General features: G+C 69.5%; 22 protein-coding genes and 1 tRNA gene. 18 read left to right on the top strand and 5 right to left on the bottom strand.

Annotated features, from left to right (window positions below; all coding sequences use genetic code 11):
* The 4 genes from FV227_RS10280 to FV227_RS10265 form a co-directional block, all read right to left on the bottom strand.
* Window positions 1-729 (bottom strand): aldose 1-epimerase family protein (locus tag FV227_RS10280; RefSeq protein WP_147858863.1); only part of this gene is annotated, 729 nt, incomplete at its 3' end.
* Between the two features lie 43 nt (window positions 730-772).
* Window positions 773-2,524, bottom strand: coding sequence for an ABC transporter ATP-binding protein (locus tag FV227_RS10275; protein ID WP_147858866.1), 1,752 nt, complete (start codon window positions 2,522-2,524; stop codon window positions 773-775).
* A gap of 195 nt (window positions 2,525-2,719) precedes the next feature.
* Window positions 2,720-2,992, bottom strand: a complete 273-nt coding sequence (locus tag FV227_RS10270; RefSeq protein WP_313898894.1) for a hypothetical protein — start codon at window positions 2,990-2,992, stop codon at window positions 2,720-2,722.
* A gap of 177 nt (window positions 2,993-3,169) precedes the next feature.
* Window positions 3,170-3,850 (bottom strand): DNA-binding protein, encoded by a 681-nt coding sequence (locus FV227_RS10265; RefSeq protein WP_147729021.1) that lies wholly within the window; start codon window positions 3,848-3,850, stop codon window positions 3,170-3,172.
* A 148-nt stretch (window positions 3,851-3,998) separates the two neighbouring features.
* Here FV227_RS10265 and FV227_RS10260 point away from each other — a divergent pair, with 148 nt between their 5' ends.
* The gene (locus FV227_RS10260; RefSeq protein WP_147729022.1) at window positions 3,999-4,664 is read left to right on the top strand and encodes a response regulator transcription factor; all 666 of its coding nucleotides are present in this window, start codon (window positions 3,999-4,001) and stop codon (window positions 4,662-4,664) included.
* On the top strand, window positions 4,664-6,031 hold the full coding sequence (locus tag FV227_RS10255) for a sensor histidine kinase (RefSeq protein ID WP_147858862.1): 1,368 nt from the start codon (window positions 4,664-4,666) through the stop codon (window positions 6,029-6,031). The genes FV227_RS10260 and FV227_RS10255 overlap by 1 nt, the downstream gene beginning before the upstream one ends.
* A 73-nt stretch (window positions 6,032-6,104) precedes the next feature.
* Here the strand turns inward: FV227_RS10255 and FV227_RS10250 are convergent.
* Window positions 6,105-6,181 (bottom strand) — tRNA-Asp (locus FV227_RS10250).
* Window positions 6,182-6,540: 359 nt separating this feature from the next.
* Here FV227_RS10250 and FV227_RS10245 point away from each other — a divergent pair.
* The 16 genes from FV227_RS10245 to nuoN all read left to right on the top strand — a co-directional run bounded on the left by FV227_RS10245 (window position 6,541) and on the right by nuoN (window position 22,396).
* A complete protein-coding gene (locus FV227_RS10245; protein ID WP_147728471.1) occupies window positions 6,541-6,906 on the top strand; it encodes an NADH-quinone oxidoreductase subunit A in 366 nt (121 codons plus the stop codon).
* 39 nt (window positions 6,907-6,945) lie between these two features.
* Window positions 6,946-7,533, top strand: coding sequence for an NADH-quinone oxidoreductase subunit B (locus FV227_RS10240; protein ID WP_147728470.1), 588 nt, complete (start codon window positions 6,946-6,948; stop codon window positions 7,531-7,533).
* Between the two features lie 9 nt (window positions 7,534-7,542).
* Window positions 7,543-8,190 (top strand): NADH-quinone oxidoreductase subunit C, encoded by a 648-nt coding sequence (locus FV227_RS10235; protein ID WP_147728469.1) that lies wholly within the window; start codon window positions 7,543-7,545, stop codon window positions 8,188-8,190.
* A 41-nt stretch (window positions 8,191-8,231) separates the two neighbouring features.
* Window positions 8,232-8,615, top strand: coding sequence for a four helix bundle protein (locus FV227_RS10230; RefSeq protein WP_281406288.1), 384 nt, complete (start codon window positions 8,232-8,234; stop codon window positions 8,613-8,615).
* A gap of 78 nt (window positions 8,616-8,693) precedes the next feature.
* The gene (locus tag FV227_RS10225; protein ID WP_147728467.1) at window positions 8,694-9,884 is read left to right on the top strand and encodes an NADH-quinone oxidoreductase subunit D; all 1,191 of its coding nucleotides are present in this window, start codon (window positions 8,694-8,696) and stop codon (window positions 9,882-9,884) included.
* A gap of 21 nt (window positions 9,885-9,905) precedes the next feature.
* Window positions 9,906-10,940, top strand: a complete 1,035-nt coding sequence (nuoE, locus tag FV227_RS10220; protein ID WP_147858861.1) for an NADH-quinone oxidoreductase subunit NuoE — start codon at window positions 9,906-9,908, stop codon at window positions 10,938-10,940.
* A gap of 19 nt (window positions 10,941-10,959) precedes the next feature.
* The gene (gene nuoF / locus FV227_RS10215; RefSeq protein ID WP_147726111.1) at window positions 10,960-12,261 is read left to right on the top strand and encodes an NADH-quinone oxidoreductase subunit NuoF; all 1,302 of its coding nucleotides are present in this window, start codon (window positions 10,960-10,962) and stop codon (window positions 12,259-12,261) included.
* Window positions 12,262-12,266: 5 nt separating this feature from the next.
* A complete protein-coding gene (locus tag FV227_RS28930) occupies window positions 12,267-12,413 on the top strand; it encodes a hypothetical protein (protein WP_187274745.1) in 147 nt (48 codons plus the stop codon).
* Between the two features lie 9 nt (window positions 12,414-12,422).
* Window positions 12,423-14,495 carry an NADH-quinone oxidoreductase subunit NuoG gene (gene nuoG / locus FV227_RS10210; RefSeq protein WP_147858860.1) on the top strand — a complete coding sequence of 691 codons (2,073 nt, stop codon included), beginning with the start codon at window positions 12,423-12,425 and terminating at the stop codon, window positions 14,493-14,495.
* 9 nt (window positions 14,496-14,504) lie between these two features.
* Window positions 14,505-15,527 carry an NADH-quinone oxidoreductase subunit NuoH gene (gene nuoH / locus FV227_RS10205; RefSeq protein WP_147726109.1) on the top strand — a complete coding sequence of 341 codons (1,023 nt, stop codon included), beginning with the start codon at window positions 14,505-14,507 and terminating at the stop codon, window positions 15,525-15,527.
* A gap of 44 nt (window positions 15,528-15,571) precedes the next feature.
* Window positions 15,572-16,060: an NADH-quinone oxidoreductase subunit NuoI gene (gene nuoI / locus FV227_RS10200; RefSeq protein WP_147726108.1), complete on the top strand. Its 489-nt coding sequence runs from the start codon at window positions 15,572-15,574 to the stop codon at window positions 16,058-16,060.
* 143 nt (window positions 16,061-16,203) lie between these two features.
* Window positions 16,204-16,824: an NADH-quinone oxidoreductase subunit J gene (locus FV227_RS10195; protein WP_147726107.1), complete on the top strand. Its 621-nt coding sequence runs from the start codon at window positions 16,204-16,206 to the stop codon at window positions 16,822-16,824.
* Window positions 16,825-16,879: 55 nt separating this feature from the next.
* On the top strand, window positions 16,880-17,185 hold the full coding sequence (nuoK, locus tag FV227_RS10190) for an NADH-quinone oxidoreductase subunit NuoK (protein ID WP_147726106.1): 306 nt from the start codon (window positions 16,880-16,882) through the stop codon (window positions 17,183-17,185).
* A gap of 62 nt (window positions 17,186-17,247) precedes the next feature.
* Window positions 17,248-19,359 (top strand): NADH-quinone oxidoreductase subunit L, encoded by a 2,112-nt coding sequence (gene nuoL / locus FV227_RS10185; protein ID WP_147858859.1) that lies wholly within the window; start codon window positions 17,248-17,250, stop codon window positions 19,357-19,359.
* Window positions 19,360-19,406: 47 nt separating this feature from the next.
* The gene (locus tag FV227_RS10180) at window positions 19,407-20,927 is read left to right on the top strand and encodes an NADH-quinone oxidoreductase subunit M (RefSeq protein ID WP_147726104.1); all 1,521 of its coding nucleotides are present in this window, start codon (window positions 19,407-19,409) and stop codon (window positions 20,925-20,927) included.
* 14 nt (window positions 20,928-20,941) lie between these two features.
* Window positions 20,942-22,396 (top strand): NADH-quinone oxidoreductase subunit NuoN, encoded by a 1,455-nt coding sequence (nuoN, locus tag FV227_RS10175; RefSeq protein WP_147726103.1) that lies wholly within the window; start codon window positions 20,942-20,944, stop codon window positions 22,394-22,396.

The raw sequence follows: 22,396 nt of genomic DNA, 5'->3' as shown, positions 1-22,396 counted from the left end.
GCTCGCGACGACCGAGGCGGCCACCCTGCGCGGAATCCCGGTCTTCGCCGTCGGCCCGCGGACGGCGGCGCTCGCCGAAGCGCGGCTCAGCGCGTCGCGGAACACCAGCGCCTCGGTGAAGAGCGCCGGATCGAGGGGCAGGACGTTGCCCTTGAGGCGGATCGGGCGCTCCTCGCGCAGCAGCAGGCCGCCGGGGCCGACCTCGGGGACGCTGGCGCGCTCGGCCCGCTCGAACGCGACCGCGTAGCCGCCGCCGGCCGCGCGCGTCCCGCCCGCGAACGGCCAGGGGAAGGCCGGGTGGAAGCCGAGCCCGTAGGGCAGGGCGGTCTCGCCCGGATTGTGGACCGCGATGGCGAAGTCGAGCCCGGCGGGGCGCACCCGCGCGGTGATGTCGAGGCGGAAGCGGAAGGGATAGTGCGCCAGCGTCTCGGCCGTTTCGGTCAGGCGCAGGGTGACGGCCTCGTCCGTCCGCTCCACCACCGCGAAGGGCAGGTCGCGGGCGAAGCCGTGCTGCGCCATCGGATAGGTCCGGCCGTCGACCCGCACCATCCCGCCGGCGGAGGCGCCGACCACCGGGAAGAGCCAGGGCGCGTGCCGGTTCCAGTGCTCGGGATCGCCGCTCCAGAGGTATTCGGTGCCGCCCACCCGCCACGACACCGGCTCGGCGCCGGCGAGCGTCAGGGTCGCGGTGGTGCCGTCGGCGGCCTTCAGGTGGATCGGATCGGGCATGGGGCATCGGCTCCGGATCGGGGTGGGTTCGTCGGCGCCCGGCTCACGCGGCCGCCCCGACATGCTGCGTCACCGCGTGAAGCGGGCCCGACGCCACGAGGCGGCCGCCGTCGAGCACGTGGACCGTGTCGGCGGCTTCCAGGCTGGTGAGGCGGTGGGCGATCATGATCAGCGTGCGCTGGCCGGCGAGCGCGTCGAGCGCGGCCATCACCGCGCCCTCGGTCTCGCCGTCCAGCGCCGAGGTCGCCTCGTCGAACACGATCACGTCGGGGTCGTGGTAGAGCGCGCGGGCGATGCCGATGCGCTGGCGCTGGCCGCCGGAGAGGCGCGCGCCGCGCTCGCCGACGCGGGCGTCGTAGCCCTCGGGCAGGGCGGCGACGAAGTCGTGCGCGCCGGCGAGCCGCGCCGCCCGCTCCACCGCCGCGCGGTCGACCGGCTCGAGGCCCAGCGCGATGTTCTCGGCCACCGTCCCGTCCACGAGGAACACGTCCTGCGGGACGTAGCCGATCCGGTTCTGCCAGGCCGGCAGGGCCTGTGAATCCAAAGGCGTGCCGTCGACGGTGATGCGGCCGGCATCCGGCGTCAGGATGCCGAGCATCAGGCCGACCAGGGTCGACTTGCCCGAGCCGGTGCGCCCGACGAGGCCGACGGTGGTGTTGGCGCGGATCGTCAGGCTCACGTCCGCGAGCGCCGCCCGCCCGGGCGCGTAGGCGAAGCCGACCCGCTCCAGGCGGATCGCGTCGCGGAACGGCAGCCGTGCGTCGGTCCGCGGCGAACTCTCGGCCTCGCCGTCGAGGTCGTCGACGATCACCCGCACCGCCGGCAGGTAGAAGCGCAGCAGAGCCAGCGAGTTGAAGATGTTCTGGAAGGCCGGCAGCATCCGGTATCCGGCGAAGGCGAACAGCCCGAGCAGCGGCAGGATGCCGGCGGTGTCGAGCCCCTGGGCGAGGGCGAACAGCACCACCACGATGACGCCGCCGAAGGCCAGGGCCTCGATGACGAAGCGCGGCACCTGCCCCGTCAGCAGGCTCTCGGCGGTGGCCTTGGCATAGGCGCGGGCGGGGGCGTCGAATTTGCCGGCGAAGGCGTCCGCCCGGCCGTAGAGCTTGAGTTCGGTGAGCGCGCCCAGGGTCTCCTGCACCACGCGGTAGCGCTGCGCGTTGTCAGCGACCGAGCGGGCGCCGAGCGAGGCGAGGCGCGCGCGCATCACCAGGTAGATGCCGACGTAGAGCCCGCCGAAGCCGCCGCCGAGGATCAGCGCCAGGCGCGGCGCGTAGACCAGCAGGAAGCCGATCACCGCGAGGGCCGAGATCGCGCGGGAGGCGACGACGGTGGCCGGCGTCAGCACGCCGACGACCAGGCGGTCGGTCTCCGAGAGCACGTTCTTGGCAAGCTCCGCGCTGTTGCCCTGGGTGAAGAACAGCTTTTCGCGGGCGAGGTAGCGGAACAGCAGCCGCCGGGCGAAGCCGTAGCCGGTGAGATGGGTGAACAAGAGCTGCGCGTAGGTCAGCGCGGCGTTGACCACCGCGGTCACGAGGATCGCGAGCAGCGCCGCCATCCCGGCCGCGATCAGGAAGCTGCGGTCGTCCGACAGCCCGAGCGTGTCGCGGATCTGCGCGAGGTAGGGCAGGCGGGTGGCGGCCGCGGGATCGCCGACCAGCGTCAGGAACGGGATCACCGAGGCGACGCCGACCACCTCGAGCAGCCCTGCGCCGGCCAGCCCCAGGGCGATCAGCGCGAGCCGGCGCCGGTCGCGGGCCCGCATCGCGCGCACGAGATCGATCAGCGTGCGCAAGGGGGTGTCCTCGGGATCGGCAGAATGCACCTCTCCCTCTCCCCTTTGCGGGGAAGGGTACCCTGCGGAGCAGGGGGGCAGGGAAAGGCGCCCGGCGCGGTTCTCTCTGTGAAGCGCACGTTCATGTGGGCCGAGCGCATAGAGGCCCGGCGCCGGGCTGTCCACGCGGGCGGGCCGAAGCCCGCCCGCCCGCGATCAATCGACCTTCTTCAGCGAGCCGAGGTCGACGTCGCCGTTCTGGCTGGTGAAGGTCAGCGACTTGGATCCGCCGTCCTGCTGCGAGACGCCGCCGATCTTGTGGTCGCCGCTGTCGTAGGTCGTGGTCTTGCCGTCCTGCTCGATCAGCAGGCGGTGCTTCTCGGGGAAGAAGGCGTACTTCATCCCGTTCTGCGCCCCGCTGGTCGAGGGCTGGCCGAGGTCCTCCGGCCACCAGGGCTCCATGCCCTTCATCGGCTTCATGGGTTCCATGGGCTTCATCGGTTCCATCGGCTTCATCGGTTCCATCTGGGGCGGGCTCCTTGCGGGGGTCTCGCGTGCGGTCCATCTCTCGCCAAGACGCGGCAGGGCGGGATCGGTTGCATCGCGCCGGGCCCGTCGAGGCGAGTATCGTGCCGCGCCGCCGGATCGGCGGCGCGGCCGACGACCTCAGAACACGCGCTTCTCGCGGATCTGACCGTCGAAGCCGACATGGAGCTGGCGCTCGCGCCCGTCCTGGCCCTTGGCGGCGACCTCGAGGTGGCGCGGGCCGCGGCCGGTGACGCGGACGTCCGAGTAGCCGGCCGCCTGCACCGAGGCGGTCAGCGCCGGCACGTCGGGGTTGGGCCCGAGCCCGACCTTGTCCTTCGCCCAGTCGAGGGTGCCGGGGGGCGGGCCGCCGGCCGGGCCGAGCAGCACGCGGTTGCCGTCGCCGTGGGTCAGCGCCGCCGCGTGCAGGAACCCGTTCTCGAAGCGCCCCTGCACGGTGACGGTCTCGCCCTTGGCGACGAGCTTGCCGTCTTCGCCCTGGCGCCCGGTCTCGACCAGCGCCCGCCCGGTGCCGTCCTGCAGCACGAACTTGTTGCCGAAGATCTCGGCGACCTCGCCCTTGGCGGCGATGCCGCCCGACGGCACCAGCGCCGAGATCGCCACCGGGGCGATCGGCGTGGTCGAGGGCGCGCCGTTCTGCGCCAGGGAGAGGCCGACGGCGCCGAGCGCCAGCGGCGCGGCGATCGCCCCGACGACGAGGGTGCGGCGGGGCAGGCGGCGTGCGGGTTTCGATGCGGCTCCCTCGGCGGCGGCCTGGCGAACCTCGGTGGCGGTGCCGTCGATGACCTGTTCGTTGCTCATGATGAAACGTGTCCTGTTCGGGTGGGCCCTTTCGGGTTGACGGCGTTCTAGGAGAGGCCCGCCAATCCACCCTGAACCGCGCGGTTCAGCCCCGGTTAAACCGGCCGGCCTAACCCCCGACGCCCGTTTCCCGAAGGTGCCGAGAACCATGAAAGTCCTGTTGGTCGAGGACGATGCCGCGCTCGGCGCCGAGATCGCGAAGGCCCTGCGCGCGGAAAGCTTCGCCCTCGACCACGCGCGCGACGGCGAGGACGCGCAGCATCTCGGCGAGACCGAGGATTACGACGCGGTGGTGCTCGACCTCGGCCTGCCCAAGCGCGACGGCGTCTCGGTGCTGCAGGCGTGGCGCGCCGCGGGGCGCACGCTCCCGGTGCTGATCCTCACCGCCCGCGACGGCTGGAGCGACAAGGTCGCGGGCTTCAAGGCCGGCGCCGACGACTATCTCGTCAAGCCGTTCCGCACCGAGGAGCTGGTGATCCGCCTGCGGGCGCTGGTGCGCCGCGCCCAGGCCAGCGGCGCGAGCCGGCTCGTCTGCGGGCCGCTGAGCTTCGACCCCGGGCTGGGCGCCTTCGAGCGCGACGGCCTGCCCCTGAAGCTCACCGGGCTCGAATGGCGGGTGCTGTCCTGCCTGATGCTGCGCAAGGACGCGGTGGTGCCCCGCCTGCAACTGATCGAGCGGGTCTACGACGGCGACGCCGACGTCGACTCGAACTCGGTCGAGGTCATCATCACCCGCCTGCGCCGCAAGATCGCCCCGGCCCAGATCGAGGCGGTGCGCGGCCACGGCTGGCGCCTGCACGCGGACGCCGCCTGATGGCGCACGAATCCCGGCTAGTAGGCGCACCGCGCACGGGCTCGCTGGCGCGCCGCCTGCTCGCGGCCGCCTTCGTCCTCGTCACCGTCGCGCTGGTCGTGGCGGGCATCGCGATCGGCTTCATCCTCCACCGTTTCGTGCGGGGGCAGATCGACGGCCGGCTCGACGCGCAGATCGTGGCGATCCGCTCCGGGCTGGAGCAGGGCCCCGACGGTCCGCGCCTCGCCCGCGACTTCGACGCGCCGCCCTTCGACCGCGCGGGCTCGGGCTGGGCCTGGCAGGTGCGGCGCGGCGGGACGCGCCTGCGCTCCGCCTCGCTCGGCAGCGACGTGCTGCCCGTGCCGGCCGGCCCCCGTCCCGACGACGGGTCGGAGCGGCCGCAGCCCGCCGACGCGACCGATGCGAACGGGCGCGGCCTGATCCTGCGCGTCCTGACGCTGCCGGCGGAGGACGGCGGCGCGCCGACCGTGATCGCCGCCTCCGCGCCCGCCGCGGCGTTGCGCGGGCCGCTGCGCGAGGCCCTGACCACGCTGGCGCTGGCGCTCGCGGTGCTCGGCCTCTGCCTGATCGGCGGGGTGCTGGCGCAGGTGCGCCTCGGCCTCGCGCCGCTGCAGCGCCTGCGCGCGGACCTTGCCGAGGTGCGTGCCGGGCGGCGCGAGCGGGTGCCGGTGGCGCAGCCGACGGAGATCCGGCCGCTGGTCGCCGAGCTCAACGCGCTGCTGGACCAGAACGCGGCCAACCTCGATCGGGCCCGCACCCATGTCGCGAACCTCGCCCACGGCCTCAAGACGCCGCTCGCCACCCTGACCCTGGCGCTCGCCGACCCGGCCCGCGACGCCGACGGCACCTTGAGCGACCTCGTCGGCTCGATGGACCGGCAGGTCCGCCACCACCTGCGCCGGGCGCGCGCCGCGGCGCTGGAAGGCACGGCCCGCGGCCGGATCGACCTCGCGAGCCCTGTCGGGGACCTCGCCGCGACGCTGGGGCGGCTGCATGCGGCCAAGGGCGTGCGGATCCAGGCAAACCTCGCCGAGGGGTTGGCCGTGGGATGCGAGGCGCAGGACCTCGACGAGATGCTCGGGAACCTGATGGACAACGCTTGCCAGTGGTGCCGCGGCGAGGTCCGCGTCTCGGCGGCCCCGGCCGAGGGGGCGGTGGCGATTCGCGTCGAGGACGACGGGCCGGGCCTCGATCCGGCCGAGGCGGCGTCCGTCCTGCGCCGCGGGCAGCGGCTCGACGAGAGCGTGCCGGGCAACGGCTTCGGCCTGTCGATCACCCTGGAGCTGGCCGAGCTCTACGGCGGCGGCCTGACGCTCGACCGGTCCGGCCTCGGCGGCCTGCGCGCGACCCTCGTTCTGCCGGGCTAGAGCCGAACGCGGAAAGCCCTCGACGGCACGAAGCCGGAGGGCTGATTCGGTCTGGATGGGGAGGGAGGAAACGTGGCGCGGGCGACGGGACTCGAACCCGCGACCTCCGGCGTGACAGGCCGGCACTCTAACCAACTGAGCTACGCCCGCACGGCGCATCCGCTCGAAGGCCCGGTGGGCCTCGGCGACGAGCGGGGGTTTATGTGGGGGGGCAGGGAGTGTCAAGCGCGAGCTTGCCACGCGGAGCGCGATTGTCCGCATGGCCCGATCCCGGTGCCGCCGGGCCGGCTCGGACCTTGCCGGGCCTGCGCCGATCTGCCGTGTTGGCGAAGGCCTGACACAGCGCCACCTGTCTGTCTCAAGCCGCGATTGTGCGACGCGCAAACGGCTTGTTTCACCGGGTCGGCTCGACTAAGCCTCGGCCCGCGCGCACTCTGGCATTGGAGCAATTCCATATCGCCGTTCGGTGAAACTCAGGGCGGCGCAGTCCAGCGCGTGAGAGGTGTCGCATGACCGGTCTCCTGGCGGATTACCTGCCGCTCATCGTGTTCCTCGGCGTATCGCTGTTCATCGCGGCGGCTCTCCTGGTGGCCCCGTTCCTGGTGGCCTATTCGAGCCCGGATCCGGAAAAGCTCTCGGCCTACGAGTGCGGCTTCAACGCCTTCGACGACGCCCGCATGAAGTTCGACGTGCGGTTCTACCTCGTCGCCATCCTGTTCATCATCTTCGACCTCGAAGTCGCCTTCCTGTTCCCCTGGGCCATCACGTTCGGGGATCTCGGCTGGTTCGGCATGTGGTCGATGATGGCCTTCCTCGGGGTCCTCACCGTCGGCTTCGTCTACGAGTGGCGCAAGGGCGCCCTCGAATGGGATTAGCCCGCGTCGTCGCCCCGCCCGTCCGCTCCTGAGGCATCCATGGCCTTCACTCCCGAACTGTCCCGCGCCCCGGCGATCGCGCCGCAGGCCAAGGGGCTCGTCGACCCGAACACCGGACGTCCGATCGGCGCGGACGACCCGACCTTTCTGACGATCAGCGCCGAGCTCGCCGACCGCGGGTTCCTGATCACCTCCACCGACGACCTGATCAACTGGGCCCGCACCGGCTCGCTGATGTGGATGACGTTCGGGCTGGCCTGCTGCGCCGTCGAGATGATGCAGATGTCGATGCCGCGCTACGATTGCGAGCGCTTCGGCTTCGCCCCGCGCGGTTCGCCCCGCCAGTCCGACGTGATGATCGTCGCCGGCACGCTGACAAACAAGATGGCCCCGGCGCTGCGCAAGGTCTACGACCAGATGCCGGAGCCGCGCTACGTGATCTCGATGGGGTCCTGCGCCAACGGCGGCGGCTACTACCACTATTCGTATTCGGTGGTGCGCGGCTGCGACCGGGTCGTGCCGGTCGACATCTACGTTCCGGGCTGCCCGCCGACGGCGGAAGCGCTGCTCTACGGCGTGCTGCTCCTGCAGAAGAAGATCCGCCGCACCGGCACGATCGAGCGCTGAGGTGACGCGATGACCAACGGCATCTCGATCCTCGCCCACACCCAGCCGGTCTCCGGCGACGCGGCGCTGCAGGCGCTGTCGGACCACGTCGCCGGTGCGCTCGGCCCGGCGGTGGTCGAGCGCACCATCGCGCTCGGCGAGCTGACGCTGATCGTCCAGGCCTCGGACATCGTCTTCGCGCTGACGTTCCTGCGCGACGATCCGGCCTGCGCCTTCCGGAACTTCATCGACATCTGCGGCGCCGACTATCCGAGCCGCGCCGAGCGCTTCGACGTGGTCTACCACCTGCTCAGCCTGCGTCACAATTGCCGCATCCGGGTCAAGGTGCGCACCGACGAGGTCACGCCGGTCCCTTCCGTGATCGAGGTGTTCCCGGCGGCCAACTGGTACGAGCGCGAGACCTACGACCTCTACGGCATCCTGTTCTCGGGCCACCCGGACCTGCGCCGGCTGCTCACCGATTACGGCTTCGAGGGCCACCCCCTGCGCAAGGACTTCCCGCTCACCGGCTTCGTCGAGGTCCGCTACGACCAGGATGAGGCGCGGGTGGTCTACGAGCCGGTAAAGCTGACGCAGGAATTCCGGAACTTCGACTTCCTGTCGCCGTGGGAGGGCACCGAATACGTGCTTCCCGGCGACGAGAAAAAGACGGCTTGAGCGCGAATAGCGAATAGGGAGTGGCGAATAGGGGGTGGGTCGTGGACCGTGCGACGATCAACTCCTATCGGGATCTGAAGGTTTGGCAGGACGCAATGACGCTGGCTGAAGCATGCTACGGTGAGACGCGGTCGTTCCCGCGTGAGGAGACGTTCGGCCTGACGTCACAGATCCGTCGCGCTGCCGCATCCATCGCGGCCAACATCGCCGAAGGGCATGGCCGCGAGACCCCGGGGGCGTTCGTCCAGTTCCTGCGCGTGGCACAGGGTTCGCTGAAGGAACTCGAGACCCACGTGATTCTCTCGAGCCGCGTCGGTCACATGAAGGCGCCATCCGCCGCCGGTCTGCTCGCGCGCTGCGACGACCTCGGCAAAATGGTGCGTGCGCTGATCCGCTCCCTTCAGAAATCGCCGGACGGCAGGTAGGGCCTCAATCATGACGACGAACCCCTATTCGCTATTGGCTATTCGCTATTCGCCCTTCGGCAGCGCCGGAGTTCAGGCATGACCGAGCATAACATCCGCAACTTCGCGATCAATTTCGGGCCGCAGCATCCGGCGGCGCACGGCGTGCTGCGCCTCGTGCTGGAGCTCGACGGCGAGGTAGTCGAGCGCGTCGATCCGCATATCGGCCTGCTCCATCGCGGCACCGAGAAGCTGATCGAGTACAAGACCTACCTCCAGGTCACGCCGTATTTCGACCGGCTCGACTACGTCTCGCCGATGAACCAGGAGCATGCCTTCTGCCTGGCGATCGAGAAGCTCGCGGGCATCGAGGTGCCGCGGCGGGCCCAGCTCATCCGCACCCTGTTCTGCGAGATCGGCCGGCTGCTCTCCCACCTTCTGAACGTCACGACGCAGGCGATGGATGTCGGCGCGCTGACGCCCCCGCTCTGGGGCTTCGAGGAGCGCGAGAAGCTGATGATCTTCTACGAGCGGGCCTCGGGCGCCCGGCTCCACGCCAACTACTTCCGTCCCGGCGGCGTGCACCAGGACCTGCCGCCCGCGCTGATCGACGACATCGAGGCGTTCTGCGACCCGTTCCTGCAGGTGGTGCAGGACCTCGACGACCTCGTCATGTCCAACCGCATCTTCAAGCAGCGCAACGTCGACATCGGCATCGTCTCGGTGGACGAGGCGATGGCCTGGGGCTTCTCCGGCCCGATGGTGCGCGGCTCCGGCATCCCGTGGGACCTGCGCAAGTCGCAGCCCTACGAGTGCTACGAGGAGATGGAGTTCGACATCCCCGTGGGGAAGAACGGCGACACCTACGATCGCCAGGTGATCCGCATGGAGGAGATGCGGGAATCCGTGAAGATCATGCGGCAATGCTGCGTCAAGCTGCGCGAGCCGGCGGGGCAGGGGCCGATCGCCTCGATCGACGGCAAGTTCGCGCCGCCGCCGCGCCGGGAGATGAAGCGCTCGATGGAAGCGCTCATCCACCACTTCAAGCTCTACACGGAAGGGTTCCACGTGCCCGCCGGCGAGGTCTACGCCGCGGTCGAGGCGCCCAAGGGCGAGTTCGGCGTCTACCTCGTCTCCGACGGCACCAACAAGCCGTATCGCTGCAAGATTCGCGCTCCGGGCTTCGCCCACCTCCAGGCGATGGACTGGATGTGCCGCGGGCACCTGCTCGCCGACGTGTCCTGCGTGCTCGGCACGCTCGACATCGTCTTCGGCGAGGTGGACCGGTGAGCTGGAAGGGCCAGAACTGATATGTCGAACCGCAGGCTCGCCCCCGCCGCCGAGCAGCCCGAGAGCTTCGCGTTCACGCCGGAGAACGCGGACTGGGCCAGGGGCCAGATCGAGAAGTACCCGGAGGGCCGCCAGGCCTCCGCCGTGATCCCGCTGCTGTGGAAGGCGCAGGAGCAGAACGGCGGCTGGCTGCCGCGGCGCGCGATCGAGGCGGTGGCCGACGAGCTCGGCATGCCTCACATCCGCGTGCTCGAGGTCGCGACCTTCTACACGATGTTCGCGCTGGAGCCGGTGGGCCGGTTCTGGATCCAGCTCTGCGGCACGGTGCCGTGCGATTCCTGCGGCGCGCGCGAGCTGAAGGACATGCTGCACGCCCGCCTCGGCGCGCCGGGGCACGTGTCCGCCGACGGCAACTTCTCCTGGCTGGAGGTCGAGTGCCTCGGTGCCTGCTGCAATGCGCCGATGGTGCAGATCAATCAGGACTACTACGAGGACCTGACGCCCGAGAGCCTCGGCCGGCTGATGGACGACCTCGCCGCCGGCCGTCCGGTCAAGGTCGGCTCGCAGACCGGCCGCGTCTCGTCGGAGCCGCAGGGCGGCGCCGCGACGCTGACCGACGCGACGCTGTTCGACGGGTCGCGCGTCGGCGCCTGGCGCCAGCGCTTCGAGGACAAGAGCAAGGCCGAGGGCGAGGAGGCCCGGGGCAAGGACGAGGCCGCCTCGACCGAGGCGCGCGCGGCGAGCGAGCCGAAGATCGCCAAGCCCGATGCCGGCCGCGCCGTCGAGCGCCCGGCCGCCGACGCCCCGGCCCAGCGCGCCGCGGACGGCGATGCGCCGACCAAGGCCGGCGACAAGGCCGACGCCGACGTCCTGGATTCGCCGGCCAAGCGCGTCGTCGAGGGCGAGCCCGCCGGCGCCGAGGCGGGCGCGCAGTCCGACCTGCCGCGCGACGCGGTGCCGCCGCAGCCGGAAGCCTCGGGCGCGAGCGGGGACGCACCCGCCGCGGAGCCATCGAAGCCCGACGCGGCGCCGTCCAAGACCGACCCGGCCACCTGAGACACGGAAAGCCAAAGCCATGCTGGCCGATCAGGATCGCATCTTCACCAACCTGTACGGGTTGCACTCGCCGGGCCTCGAGGCCGCGCAGAAGCGCGGCGCGTGGGACGGCACCAAATTCCTTCTCGAGATGGGCCGCGACTGGATCATCGACGAGATGAAGGCCTCGGGCCTGCGCGGCCGCGGCGGCGCAGGCTTCCCGACCGGCCTCAAGTGGTCGTTCATGCCCAAGAAGTCGGACGGGCGGCCGCACTACCTCGTGGTCAACGCCGACGAGTCCGAGCCCGGCACCTGCAAGGACCGGGAGATCATGCGGCACGATCCGCACCTCCTGATCGAGGGCTGCATGCTGGCCTCGTTCGCGATGGCGGCGCATGCCTGCTACATCTACATCCGCGGCGAGTACGTCGCCGAGAAGCACGCGCTGCAGCGGGCGGTCGACGAGGCCTACGCCGCCCGGCTCGTCGGGCAGGACAACGTCCACGGCTACCCGTTCGACATCTACGTCCACCACGGCGCCGGGGCCTACATCTGCGGCGAGGAGACGGCGCTGCTGGAAAGCCTCGAGGGCAAGAAGGGGATGCCGCGCCTCAAGCCGCCGTTCCCGGCCAACATGGGCCTCTACGGCTGCCCGACGACGGTGAACAACGTCGAGTCGATCGCGGTCGCCGGCACGATCCTGCGCCGCGGCGGCGCGTGGTTCGCGGGCTTGGGCGGCAAGAACAACACCGGCACCAAGCTGTTCTGCGTCTCCGGCCACGTCAACAAGCCGTGCAACGTCGAGGAGGAGCTCGGGATCACCTTCCGCGAGCTCGTCGACAAGCATTGCGGCGGCATGCGCGGCGGCTGGGACAACCTGCTGTGCTCGATCCCCGGCGGCTCCTCGGTGCCGCTGGTGCCGGCCGAGCAGATCATCGACGCAAAAATGGACTTCGACACCCTGCGCAACCTCGGCTCCGGCCTCGGCACGGCGGCGGTGATCGTGCTCGACCGCTCGACCGACATCGTCCAGGCGATCGCCCGCATCGCGTACTTCTACAAGCACGAGTCCTGCGGGCAGTGCACGCCCTGCCGCGAGGGCACCGGCTGGATGTGGCGGGTGATGCTGCGCATGGCGGAAGGCCGCGCTCAGAAGCGCGAGATCGACATGCTGCTCGACGTCACCAAGCAGATCGAGGGTCACACGATCTGCGCGCTCGGCGACGCGGCGGCCTGGCCGATCCAGGGCCTGATCCGCCATTTCCGCCCCGAGATCGAGAAGCGGATCGACCGCTACAGCGCCAACCCGCATTCCGATGCGGTGCCGATGGCCGCGGAGTGAAGCCGATGACCGACCAGCCCGACAACCCGATGCTCGTGTACCTCCATCGCATCGAAGAGAATCTGGCGGGCGTCCATCGCCGGATCGACCGTCTCGAACTTCGGGTCGAGCGGATCGAGCGCAGGCTCGATCTCGCCGACACGACGCACTGAGAAGCGCGCATGACCAAAATCCTCGTCGACGGCATCGAGGTCGATGTTCCGGCCGAATTCACCCTGCTGCAGGCCTGCGAGATGGCGGGCGCGGAGATCCCGCGCTTCTGCTTCCACGAGCGGCTCTCGATCGCCGGCAATTGCCGGATGTGCCTGGTCGAGCTGAAGGGCGCGCCGAAGCCGGTGGCCTCCTGCGCCTACGCGGTCAAGGATTGCCGGCCCGGCCCGAACGGCGAGCCGCCGGAGGTGCTCACGCGCTCCGGAACGACGAAGAAGGCGCGCGAGGGGGTGATGGAGTTCCTCCTCATCAACCACCCGCTCGATTGCCCGATCTGCGACCAGGGCGGCCATTGCGATCTGCAGGACCAGGCGATGGCCTACGGCGTCGACTCGACCCGCTACGGCGAGAACAAGCGCGCGGTCGAGGAGAAGTACATCGGCCCGCTGGTGCGGACCGCGATGAACCGCTGCATCCACTGCACCCGCTGCGTCCGCTTCCTCGCCGAGGTCGCCGGCGTGCCGGATCTCGGCGCGATCGGCCGCGGCGAGGACATGGAGATCACGAGCTACCTCGAGGAGGCGATGGGCTCGGAGCTGCAGGGCAACGTCGCCGACCTCTGCCCGGTCGGCGCCCTCGTGCCCAAGCCGCAGAGCTACAACATCCGCCCGTGGGAGCTGTCGAAGACCGAATCGGTCGACGTGATGGACGCGGTCGGCTCGGCGATCCGCGTCGACGCCCGCGGCCGCGAGGTCATGCAGATCGAGCCTCGGGTCAACGAGGACATCAACGAGGAGTGGATCTCCGACAAGACCCGCCACCCCGTCGACGGCCTGCGCGTCCAGCGCCTCGACCGGCCGTACCTGCGCGAGAACGGCCGCCTGCGCCCCGCCTCCTGGGGCGAGGCCTTCGCTGCGATCGCGGCCAAGGTGAAGGGCACCGATCCCAAGCGCATCGGCGCGCTGGTCGGCGATCTCGCCGGGGTCGAGGAGACCTACGCGCTCAAGAGCCTGATGACCGCGCTCGGCGTCGCAAACCGCGATTGCCGCCAGGGCGGCGAGCGGCTCGATCCGGCCTGGGGCCGCGCCGCCTACGTGTTCAACCCGACGATCCCCGGCATCGAGGCGGCGGACGCGATCCTGCTCGTCGGCGCCAACCCGCGGACCGAGGCGTCGCTCCTCAACGTCCGCATCCGCAAGCGCTGGCGGATGGGGCCGCTCGCGGTCGGCCTGATCGGCGAGGCCACCGATCTCACCTATCCCCACACCTATCTCGGGGCCGGCACCGACACGCTGACGGCGCTCGCCAAGGGCGAGCACAGCTTCCTCGAGATCCTGAAGGGCGCCGAGCGTCCGCTGGTGATCGTCGGTGCCGCGGCGCTCGCCGACCCGGCGGTGCTCGCCGCCGCCGCCGCGCTCGCCAAGGACGTCGGCGCCGTCACGCCGGCGTGGAACGGCTTCGGCGTTCTGCACACCGCGGCCGCCCGCGTCGGGGCGCTGGATCTGGACTTCGTGCCGGGGGAGGGCGGGCTCGGCTTCGCCGGCATGATCGCGCCCGGCGCCCTCGACGTGGTGTTCAACCTCGGTGCCGACGAGTGCACGGTCGGGGCCGGCGCCTTCGTGATCTACCAGGGGACCCACGGCGACCGCGGCGCCTCCCGCGCCGACGTGGTGCTTCCGGGCGCCGCCTACACCGAGAAGAGCGCGACCTACGTCAACCTCGAGGGCCGGGTTCAGCAGGCCAACCGCGCCGGCTTCCCGCCGGGCGACGCCCGCGAGGACTGGGCCATCCTGCGCGCGCTCTCGGACGTGCTCGGCCACCGCCTGCCGTTCGATTCACTGGTGGCCCTGCGCCGGGCGCTCTACGCCGAGCACCCCCACATGGCCGCCATCGGCAGCGTCGAGCAGGGCGACACGGTCGCGGCGGTCGATCGCCTGGCCGGCCTCGGCGGCGAGGTCGCGAAGGCGACCTTCGCCTCGCCGGTGCTCGACTTCTACCTCACCAATCCGATCGCGCGCGCCTCGCGCGTGCTCGCCGAATGTTCGAGCCTCGCCCGCGGGCGCGCCCTCGAAGCCGCCGAGTAAGGGGCCGCCATGACACCTTGGGAAACCGTGGGCCTCGTGCTGCTGCTGGCGTTAAAGAGCTTCCTGCTGCTCGCCTGCCTGCTCGTCTTCATCGCCTACGCGCTGCTTGCCGACCGCAAGATCTGGGCGGCGGTGCAGCTGCGACGCGGGCCGAACGTGGTCGGCCCGTTCGGCCTGTTCCAGTCCTTCGCCGACCTCTTGAAGTTCGTGCTGAAGGAGCCGGTGATTCCCGCCGGCGCCAACAAGGCGCTGTTCCTGCTGGCGCCCCTGGTCTTCGCGACGCTGGCGCTCGCGGCCTGGGCCGTGATCCCGCTCGCGGAGGGCTGGGCGCTGGCCGACCTCAACGTCGGCATGACCTACATCTTCGCGATCTCGTCGCTGGGCGTCTACGGCGTCCTGATGGGCGGCTGGGCCTCGAACTCGAAATACGCCTTCCTCGGTGCGCTGCGCTCGGCGGCGCAGATGATCTCCTACGAGGTCTCGCTCGGCTTCGTGATCATCTGCGTGCTGCTCTGCGCCGGCTCGCTCAACCTGTCGAAGATCGTCATCGCGCAGGACACCTCGCTCGGCATCCTCGGCTGGTACTGGCTGTGGCTGTTCCCGATGTTCGTCGTGTTCTTCATCTCGGCGCTCGCCGAGACCAACCGTCCGCCCTTCGACCTGCCCGAGGCCGAATCGGAGCTCGTCGCCGGCTACATGGTCGAGTACTCCTCGACCCCGTACCTGCTGTTCATGCTCGGCGAGTACGTGGCGATCATGACCATGTGCGCGCTCGGCACGGTGCTGTTCCTCGGGGGCTGGCTCTCGCCGATCCCGTTCGCACCCTTCACCTGGGTGCCGGGGCTGATCTGGTTCGCGCTCAAGGCCAGCTTCCTGTTCTTCATGATCGCCATGGTGAAGGCCATGGTGCCGCGCTACCGCTACGACCAGCTCATGCGGCTGGGCTGGAAGGTTTTCCTGCCCCTTTCGCTCGCCTCGGTCGTCGTCGTCGCCTTCGTGCTCAAGCTGACCGGCCTCGCTCCAGGTGCATGAGTGACGTCGCGCGTGAGCCTCACCCAGGAATCGGAGATCGCGGCATGAAGCTTGATCAGGTCGCCAAGGGCCTTCTGCTGAAGGAGTTCGTCTCGGGGTTCGTCCTCGCGATGAAGTATTTCTTCAAGCCGAAGGCGACGATCAACTACCCCTTCGAGATGGGCCATCGCGGGCCGCGCTTCCGCGGCGAGCACGCGCTTCGCCGCTACCCGAACGGGGAGGAGCGCTGCATCGCGTGCAAGCTGTGCGAGGCGATCTGCCCGGCGCAGGCGATCACCATCGAGGCCGGCCCGCGCCGCAACGACGGCACGCGCCGCACCACGCGCTACGACATCGACATGGTGAAGTGCATCTACTGCGGCATGTGCCAGGAGGCCTGCCCGGTCGACGCCATCGTCGAGGGGCCGAACTTCGAGTTCTCGGTCGAGACCCGCGAGGAGCTGCTCTACGACAAGGAGAAGCTTCTTCTGAACGGCGACCGCTGGGAGCGCGAGATCGCGCGAAACCTCGCGATGGACGCCCCCTACCGCTGACATCCCCGCCCCGTCGCCGGCGCCGCGGGTTGTGCGGCGCGGGAGCGGGTTCTATAGACGGCCGGCCGGGTCCGGACCGTTTTTGCGGACCGTTTTCTCATGAGGCAGAAGGGGCCGCTCCGGCGGCCGATCCCGACAAGCGCATGACCGCAGCCGCCGCCTTCTTCTACCTGTTCGCGGGCCTCACCATCGCCTCGGGCTTCATGGTGATCGCGTCCCGCAATCCCATCGCCTCGGTGCTGTTCCTGATCCTGGCCTTCGTCAACGCGGCCGGCCTGTTCGTGCTGATGGGCGCCGAGTTCCTGGCGATGATCCTGGTCGTGGTCTACGTCGGCGCGGTCGCGGTGCTGTTCCTGTTCGTCGTGATGATGCTCGACGTGGATTTCGCCCAGCTCCGGCAGGGGTTCCAGCAGTATCTCCCGGTCGGCGCGATGATCGGCGCGGTGTTCCTGATCGAGCTTCTGCTGGTCGTCGGCTCGTGGACGATCGATCCCGGCCTGGTGCAGGCGCCGCTCGGCAACGTGGCGGCGGGCGAGCACACCAGCAACACGGTGATCCTCGGCCGGGTGCTGTACACGGAATACGTCTACTTCTTCCAGATCGCCGGCCTGATCCTGCTCGTCGCGATGATCGGCGCCATCGTGCTGACCCTGCGCGACCGCCCCGGCGTCAAGCGGCAGAACATCGCCCTGCAGAACGCGCGGACCCAAGGGGACGCGGTCGAGACCCGGAAGGTGCCCTCGCGCCAGGGCGTCGAGGTCTGATGGCCGCGGCTCGGACGGCTTGGGCGATCCTGAAGACTTGGGCGGAGACAGCACGATGATCGGCCTCAGCCACTACCTCACGGTCGCCGCGATCCTGTTCACGCTCGGCGTGCTGGGGATCTTCATCAACCGCAAGAACGTCATCGTCATCCTGATGTCGATCGAGCTGATCCTGCTCGCGGTCAACATCAACTTCGTCGCGTTCTCGACCTACCTGAACGACATCACCGGCCAGGTCTTCGCCCTGTTCGTGCTGACCGTCGCCGCGGCCGAGGCCGCGATCGGGCTCGCCATCCTCGTGGTGTTCTTCCGCAACCGCGGCTCCATCGCGGTCGAGGACATCAGCATGATGAAGGGCTGAGCGGGGACCCCCGCGACGTCCTTCCGCCAGAAACCCGCTGCCCCGCGAGGCCGGACCGCACGATGTATCACGCGATCGTCTTCTTCCCGCTCATCGGCGCCCTGATCGCCGGGCTGTTCGGGCGCTTCCTCGGCGCGCGGGTCTGCGAGTACGTCACCACCGCCTGCCTCGCCTTCTCGGCGCTCCTGTCCTGGGGCGTGTTCATCGAGGGCGACCACGCCACGCGGGTGCAGGTCGCGACCTGGTTCACGGCCGGCGACCTCACCGTCGACTGGGCCTTCCGCATCGACACGCTGACCCGGGTGATGCTCGTCGTCGTCACCACCGTCTCGACGCTCGTGCACCTCTACTCCGTCGGCTACTTGGAGGAGGATCCGCACCGGCCGCGCTTCTTCGCCTACCTGTCGCTCTTCACCTTCGCCATGCTGATGCTGGTGACGGCCGACAACCTCGTGCAGATGTTCTTCGGCTGGGAGGGCGTCGGCCTCGCCTCCTACCTGCTGATCGGGTTCTGGTACGAGAAGCCCTCTGCGAACGCGGCCGCGATGAAGGCCTTCATCGTCAACCGCGTCGGCGATTTCGGCTTCTCGCTCGGCATCTTCCTGGTCTTCGTGCTGTTCGGCTCGGTCGCCTTCGACGGCATCTTCCCGCGGGTGAACGAGCTCAAGGACGCGCATTTCCACTTCCTCGGTCAGGACTGGCACGCGCTCACCCTGACCTGCCTGCTGCTGTTCATGGGCGCGATGGGCAAGTCGGCGCAGTTCCTGCTCCACACCTGGCTGCCGGACGCGATGGAAGGCCCGACCCCGGTCTCGGCCCTGATCCATGCCGCGACCATGGTCACCGCCGGCGTCTTCATGGTGGCGCGCCTGTCGCCGCTGTTCGAGCTCGCGCCCGACGCGCTGGTCTTCGTCACGGTCATCGGCGGCATCACCGCCTTCTTCGCCGCCACCGTGGGCCTGGTGCAGAACGACATCAAGCGGGTGATCGCGTACTCGACCTGCTCGCAGCTCGGCTACATGTTCGTCGCGCTCGGCGTCGGCGCCTATTCCGCCGGCATCTTCCACCTGTTCACCCACGCCTTCTTCAAGGCGCTGCTGTTCCTCGGCGCCGGCTCGGTCATCCACGCGATGCACCACGAGCAGGACATGCGGAACATGGGGTCCTTGCGCCGCTACATCCCGTTCACCACGGCGATGATGGCGATCGGCACCCTCGCGCTCATCGGCTTCCCCTTCACCGCCGGCTACTATTCCAAGGACGCGATCATCGAGGCGGCCTATGCCTCGACGCGTCCCGGGCACACCCTGGCCTTCCTCGCCACCGTGATCGCGGCGTTCTTCACCTCGTTCTACTCCTGGCGCCTGTTCTTCCTCACCTTCGAGGGGCCGGCCCGCTGGGGGGCGCATGCCCACCACGACGACCACGCGGCGCCGGCCGTCGCCCACGCCTCCGCGGCCCACGAGGCCGACGGCGCGCCCGGCCATACCGAGGGCGTCGCCCACGACGATCGCGGCCACGACGTCGAGCCGGCGCACAGGAGCGACCTCGTCGCCGACGACCATCACGGGCACGGCCATCACGGCGATCACACGCCGCACGAATCGCCCCTGGTGATGACGATCCCGCTCGGCGTGCTCGCCTTCGGCGCGCTCTTCGCCGGCCTGATCTTCAAGGACCGCTTCATCGGCGAGGGCATGGAGGCGTTCTGGGGCCACGCGCTGGCGCACGGCCCCGACAACCACATCATGCACGACATCCACCACGTGCCAGCGCTCGTCTCCTACGCCCCGTTCATCATGCTGGTGCTCGGCTTCGTGCTGGCCTTCGTGATGTACATCCGCCGGCCGAAGCTGCCGGCCGAGCTCGCCGCCCAGCAGCCGGTGCTGTACCGGTTCCTGCTCAACAAGTGGTACGTCGACGAGCTCTACGACCGGATCTTCGTGCGCCCGGCCAAGGATTTCGGCCTGTTCCTGTGGAAGCAGGTCGACGGCCGCGCCATCGACGGCGCCGGCCCGGACGGGATCGCGGCCCGCGTCGTCGACGTGACCCGCGGCGTCGTCCGCTTCCAGACCGGCTACGTCTACCACTACGCGTTCGTGATGCTGATCGGCGTCGCGGGCATCCTGAGCTGGTACCTGATGGCCGGCCTGCCGAAGCCGGGGGGGCACTGATGGGCCTCGCGTCGCAACCCGCCCTCACGAACGGGATGGATCGCTAGATGTTCGGCTTAGGGCTCCTCTCCGGGCTGCTGATCGTGCCGCTCTGCGGCGCGGCCTTCATCCTGACCTTGTCGGGCGACGAGAAGGCGGTGGCGAAGAACGCCCGCTGGGCGGCGCTCGCCACCACGGTCGTCACCTTCCTGCTCTCGCTGGTGGCCTGGAACCGCTACGACGCGACCTCGGCTAGCTTCCAGCTGGTCGAGAGCCATGCCTGGCTCGCCGAGACGATCCGGTTCAAGCTCGGCGTCGACGGCTTCTCGATGCCGCTGGTGCTGCTGACGACGTTCCTGATGCCGTTCTGCATCGGCGCCTCGTGGCATTCCATCGAGACGCGGGTGAAGGAGTACTTCATCGCCTTCCTCGTGCTCGAGACGACGATGATCGGCGTGTTCCAGGCGCTCGACCTGGTGCTGTTCTACCTGTTCTTCGAGGCCGGCCTGATCCCGATGTTCCTGATCATCGGCATCTGGGGCGGCAAGCGGCGCATCTACGCCAGCTTCAAGTTCTTCCTCTACACGCTGCTCGGCTCGGTGCTGATGCTGCTCGCCATCATGGCGATGTACTGGCAGGCCGGCACGACCGACATCCCGACCCTGCTCCAGACCCGCTTCCCCGTGGGCATGCAATGGTGGCTGTGGCTGGCCTTCTTCGCGAGCTTCGCGGTGAAGATGCCGATGTGGCCGGTCCACACCTGGCTCCCCGACGCGCACGTCGAGGCGCCCACCGCCGGCTCGGTGATCCTGGCCGGCATCCTGCTCAAGATGGGCGGCTACGGCTTCATCCGGATCTCGCTGCCGATGCTGCCGGATGCGAGCCACACCTTCGCGCCGCTCGTCTTCGCGCTGTCGGTGATCGCGATCATCTTCACCTCGCTCACCGCGCTGATGCAGACCGACATCAAGAAGCTGATCGCCTACTCCTCCGTGGCGCATATGGGCTTCGTCACCCTCGGCCTGTTCACCCTCAACGAGCAGGGCATCCAGGGCGCGCTGTTCCTGATGATCTCCCACGGCATCGTCTCCGGCGCGCTCTTCCTCGGCGTCGGCGTGGTCTACGACCGGATGCACACCCGCGAGATCGCCGCCTATGGCGGCCTCGTGAAGCGGATGCCGCTCTACGCGGTGGCGATGATGGTGTTCACCATGGCCAATGTCGGCCTGCCCGGCACCTCCGGCTTCGTCGGCGAGTTCCTGGCGATGATGGGGGCGTTCAAGGCCAACCCGACGGTGGCGTTCTTCTCGGTCTTCGGCATCATCCTGTCGGCCGGCTACGCCCTGTGGCTCTACGCCCGCGTGATCTACGGCAGGCTCGAGAAGCCCAACCTCCAGGGCATCCTGGACCTCGACAACCGCGAGAAGCTGATCCTCGCGCCGCTCGTCGCGCTGACGATCTACTACGGCGTCCACCCGGCCCCGATCCTCGACGTCTTCGCCCCCTCCACCGAGGCGCTGATGACGAGCATGAAGGCCGCCCTCTCGAACACGCAGACCGCGGCCGCCGCGCTGCCCCTCGCGCGCTGAAGGCAGGGCCAGAGATGCCGACCGTCCAGACCGTGCAGACCGTCCTGCCCTCGCTCACCCCGCTGCTGCCCGAGCTGATCCTCGGCATCGGCGTGATGGTGCTGATCCTCTACGGCGCCTTCCGCGGCGAGCGCTCCGTCGAGACCGTCAACGTCGGCGCCCTCGCGCTGCTCTTGGTGGCCCTCTTCGTGGTGATGTCGCAGCCGGCCGGCACCAAGGTGACCACGCTGTCCGGCAGCTTCATCCAGGACGGCTTCTCGAAGGTGATGAAGGCCCTGGTGCTGCTGGGCTCGGCCGCGACGATCCTGCTCTCGCGCGACTACTTCCAGCGCGAGCGCATCGACCGGTTCGAGTTCCCGATCCTGATCGTGCTGTGCACGATCGGCATGCTGATCATGGTCTCGGCCAACGACCTGATCGCGCTCTATCTCGGGCTCGAGCTGCAGTCGCTCGCCGCCTACGTCATCGCCGCGTTCCACCGCGACGACCTGAAATCCACCGAGGCCGGTCTCAAGTACTTCGTCCTCGGCGCACTCTCCTCGGGCATGCTGCTCTACGGCGCCTCGCTGGTCTACGGCTTCACCGGCACGGTGTCGTTCCCGGGCATCGTCTCGGCGCTGCACGAGGATGCCGGCTTCGGCATCGTGCTCGGCATCGTGTTCGTCGCGGCCGGCGTCTCGTTCAAGCTGGCGGCGGTGCCGTTCCACATGTGGACGCCCGACGTCTACGAGGGCTCGCCGACCCCGGTGACGGCGTTCTTCGCCTCCGCCCCGAAGATGGCGGCGATGGCGATGACGGTCCGCGTCTTCATCGGCGCCTTCCCCGACGTGACCGCGATCTGGCAGCAGATCATCGTGTTCATCGCCATCGCCTCGATGACGCTGGGCTCGTTCGCGGCGATCGGCCAGCGCAGCCTCAAGCGCCTGATGGCCTACTCGTCGATCGGCAACGTCGGCTACGCGCTGATCGGGCTGGCCGCCGGCACCGAGGAGGGCATCCGCGGCGTGGTGGTCTACATGATCATCTACCTCGCGATGACGCTCGGCGCCTTCGCGATCATCCTCTCGCTCCGCCGCCGGAACGAGATGTTCGAGACGATCGAGGACCTGTCGGGCCTCTCACGCACCCATCCCTGGATCGCGTTCTGCCTCGCGATGATGATGTTCTCGCTGGCCGGCATCCCGCCGCTCGCGGGGTTCTTCGGAAAGTTCTACGTCTTCGCCGCCGCGATCCACGCCAACCTCGTGGCGCTGGCCGTCATCGGCGTGGTCACCAGCGTGGTCGGGGCGTACTACTACATCCGCGTGGTCAAGATCATGTACTTCGACGAGGCCAAGGCGCCCTACGAGGTGATGGCGCCGGGCCTGCGCATCGTTCTGGCCCTGTCGAGCGTCGTCGTGATCCTGTTCTGGCTGCTGCCGGCACCGCTCGTCGGGGCGGCGGGCGCGGCAGCCAAGTCGCTGTTCTAG

The organism is Methylobacterium sp. WL119 (genome assembly GCF_008039875.1).
Lineage (GTDB): Bacteria > Pseudomonadota > Alphaproteobacteria > Rhizobiales > Beijerinckiaceae > Methylobacterium.
This window is presented reverse-complemented; position numbering and strand designations above follow the sequence as displayed.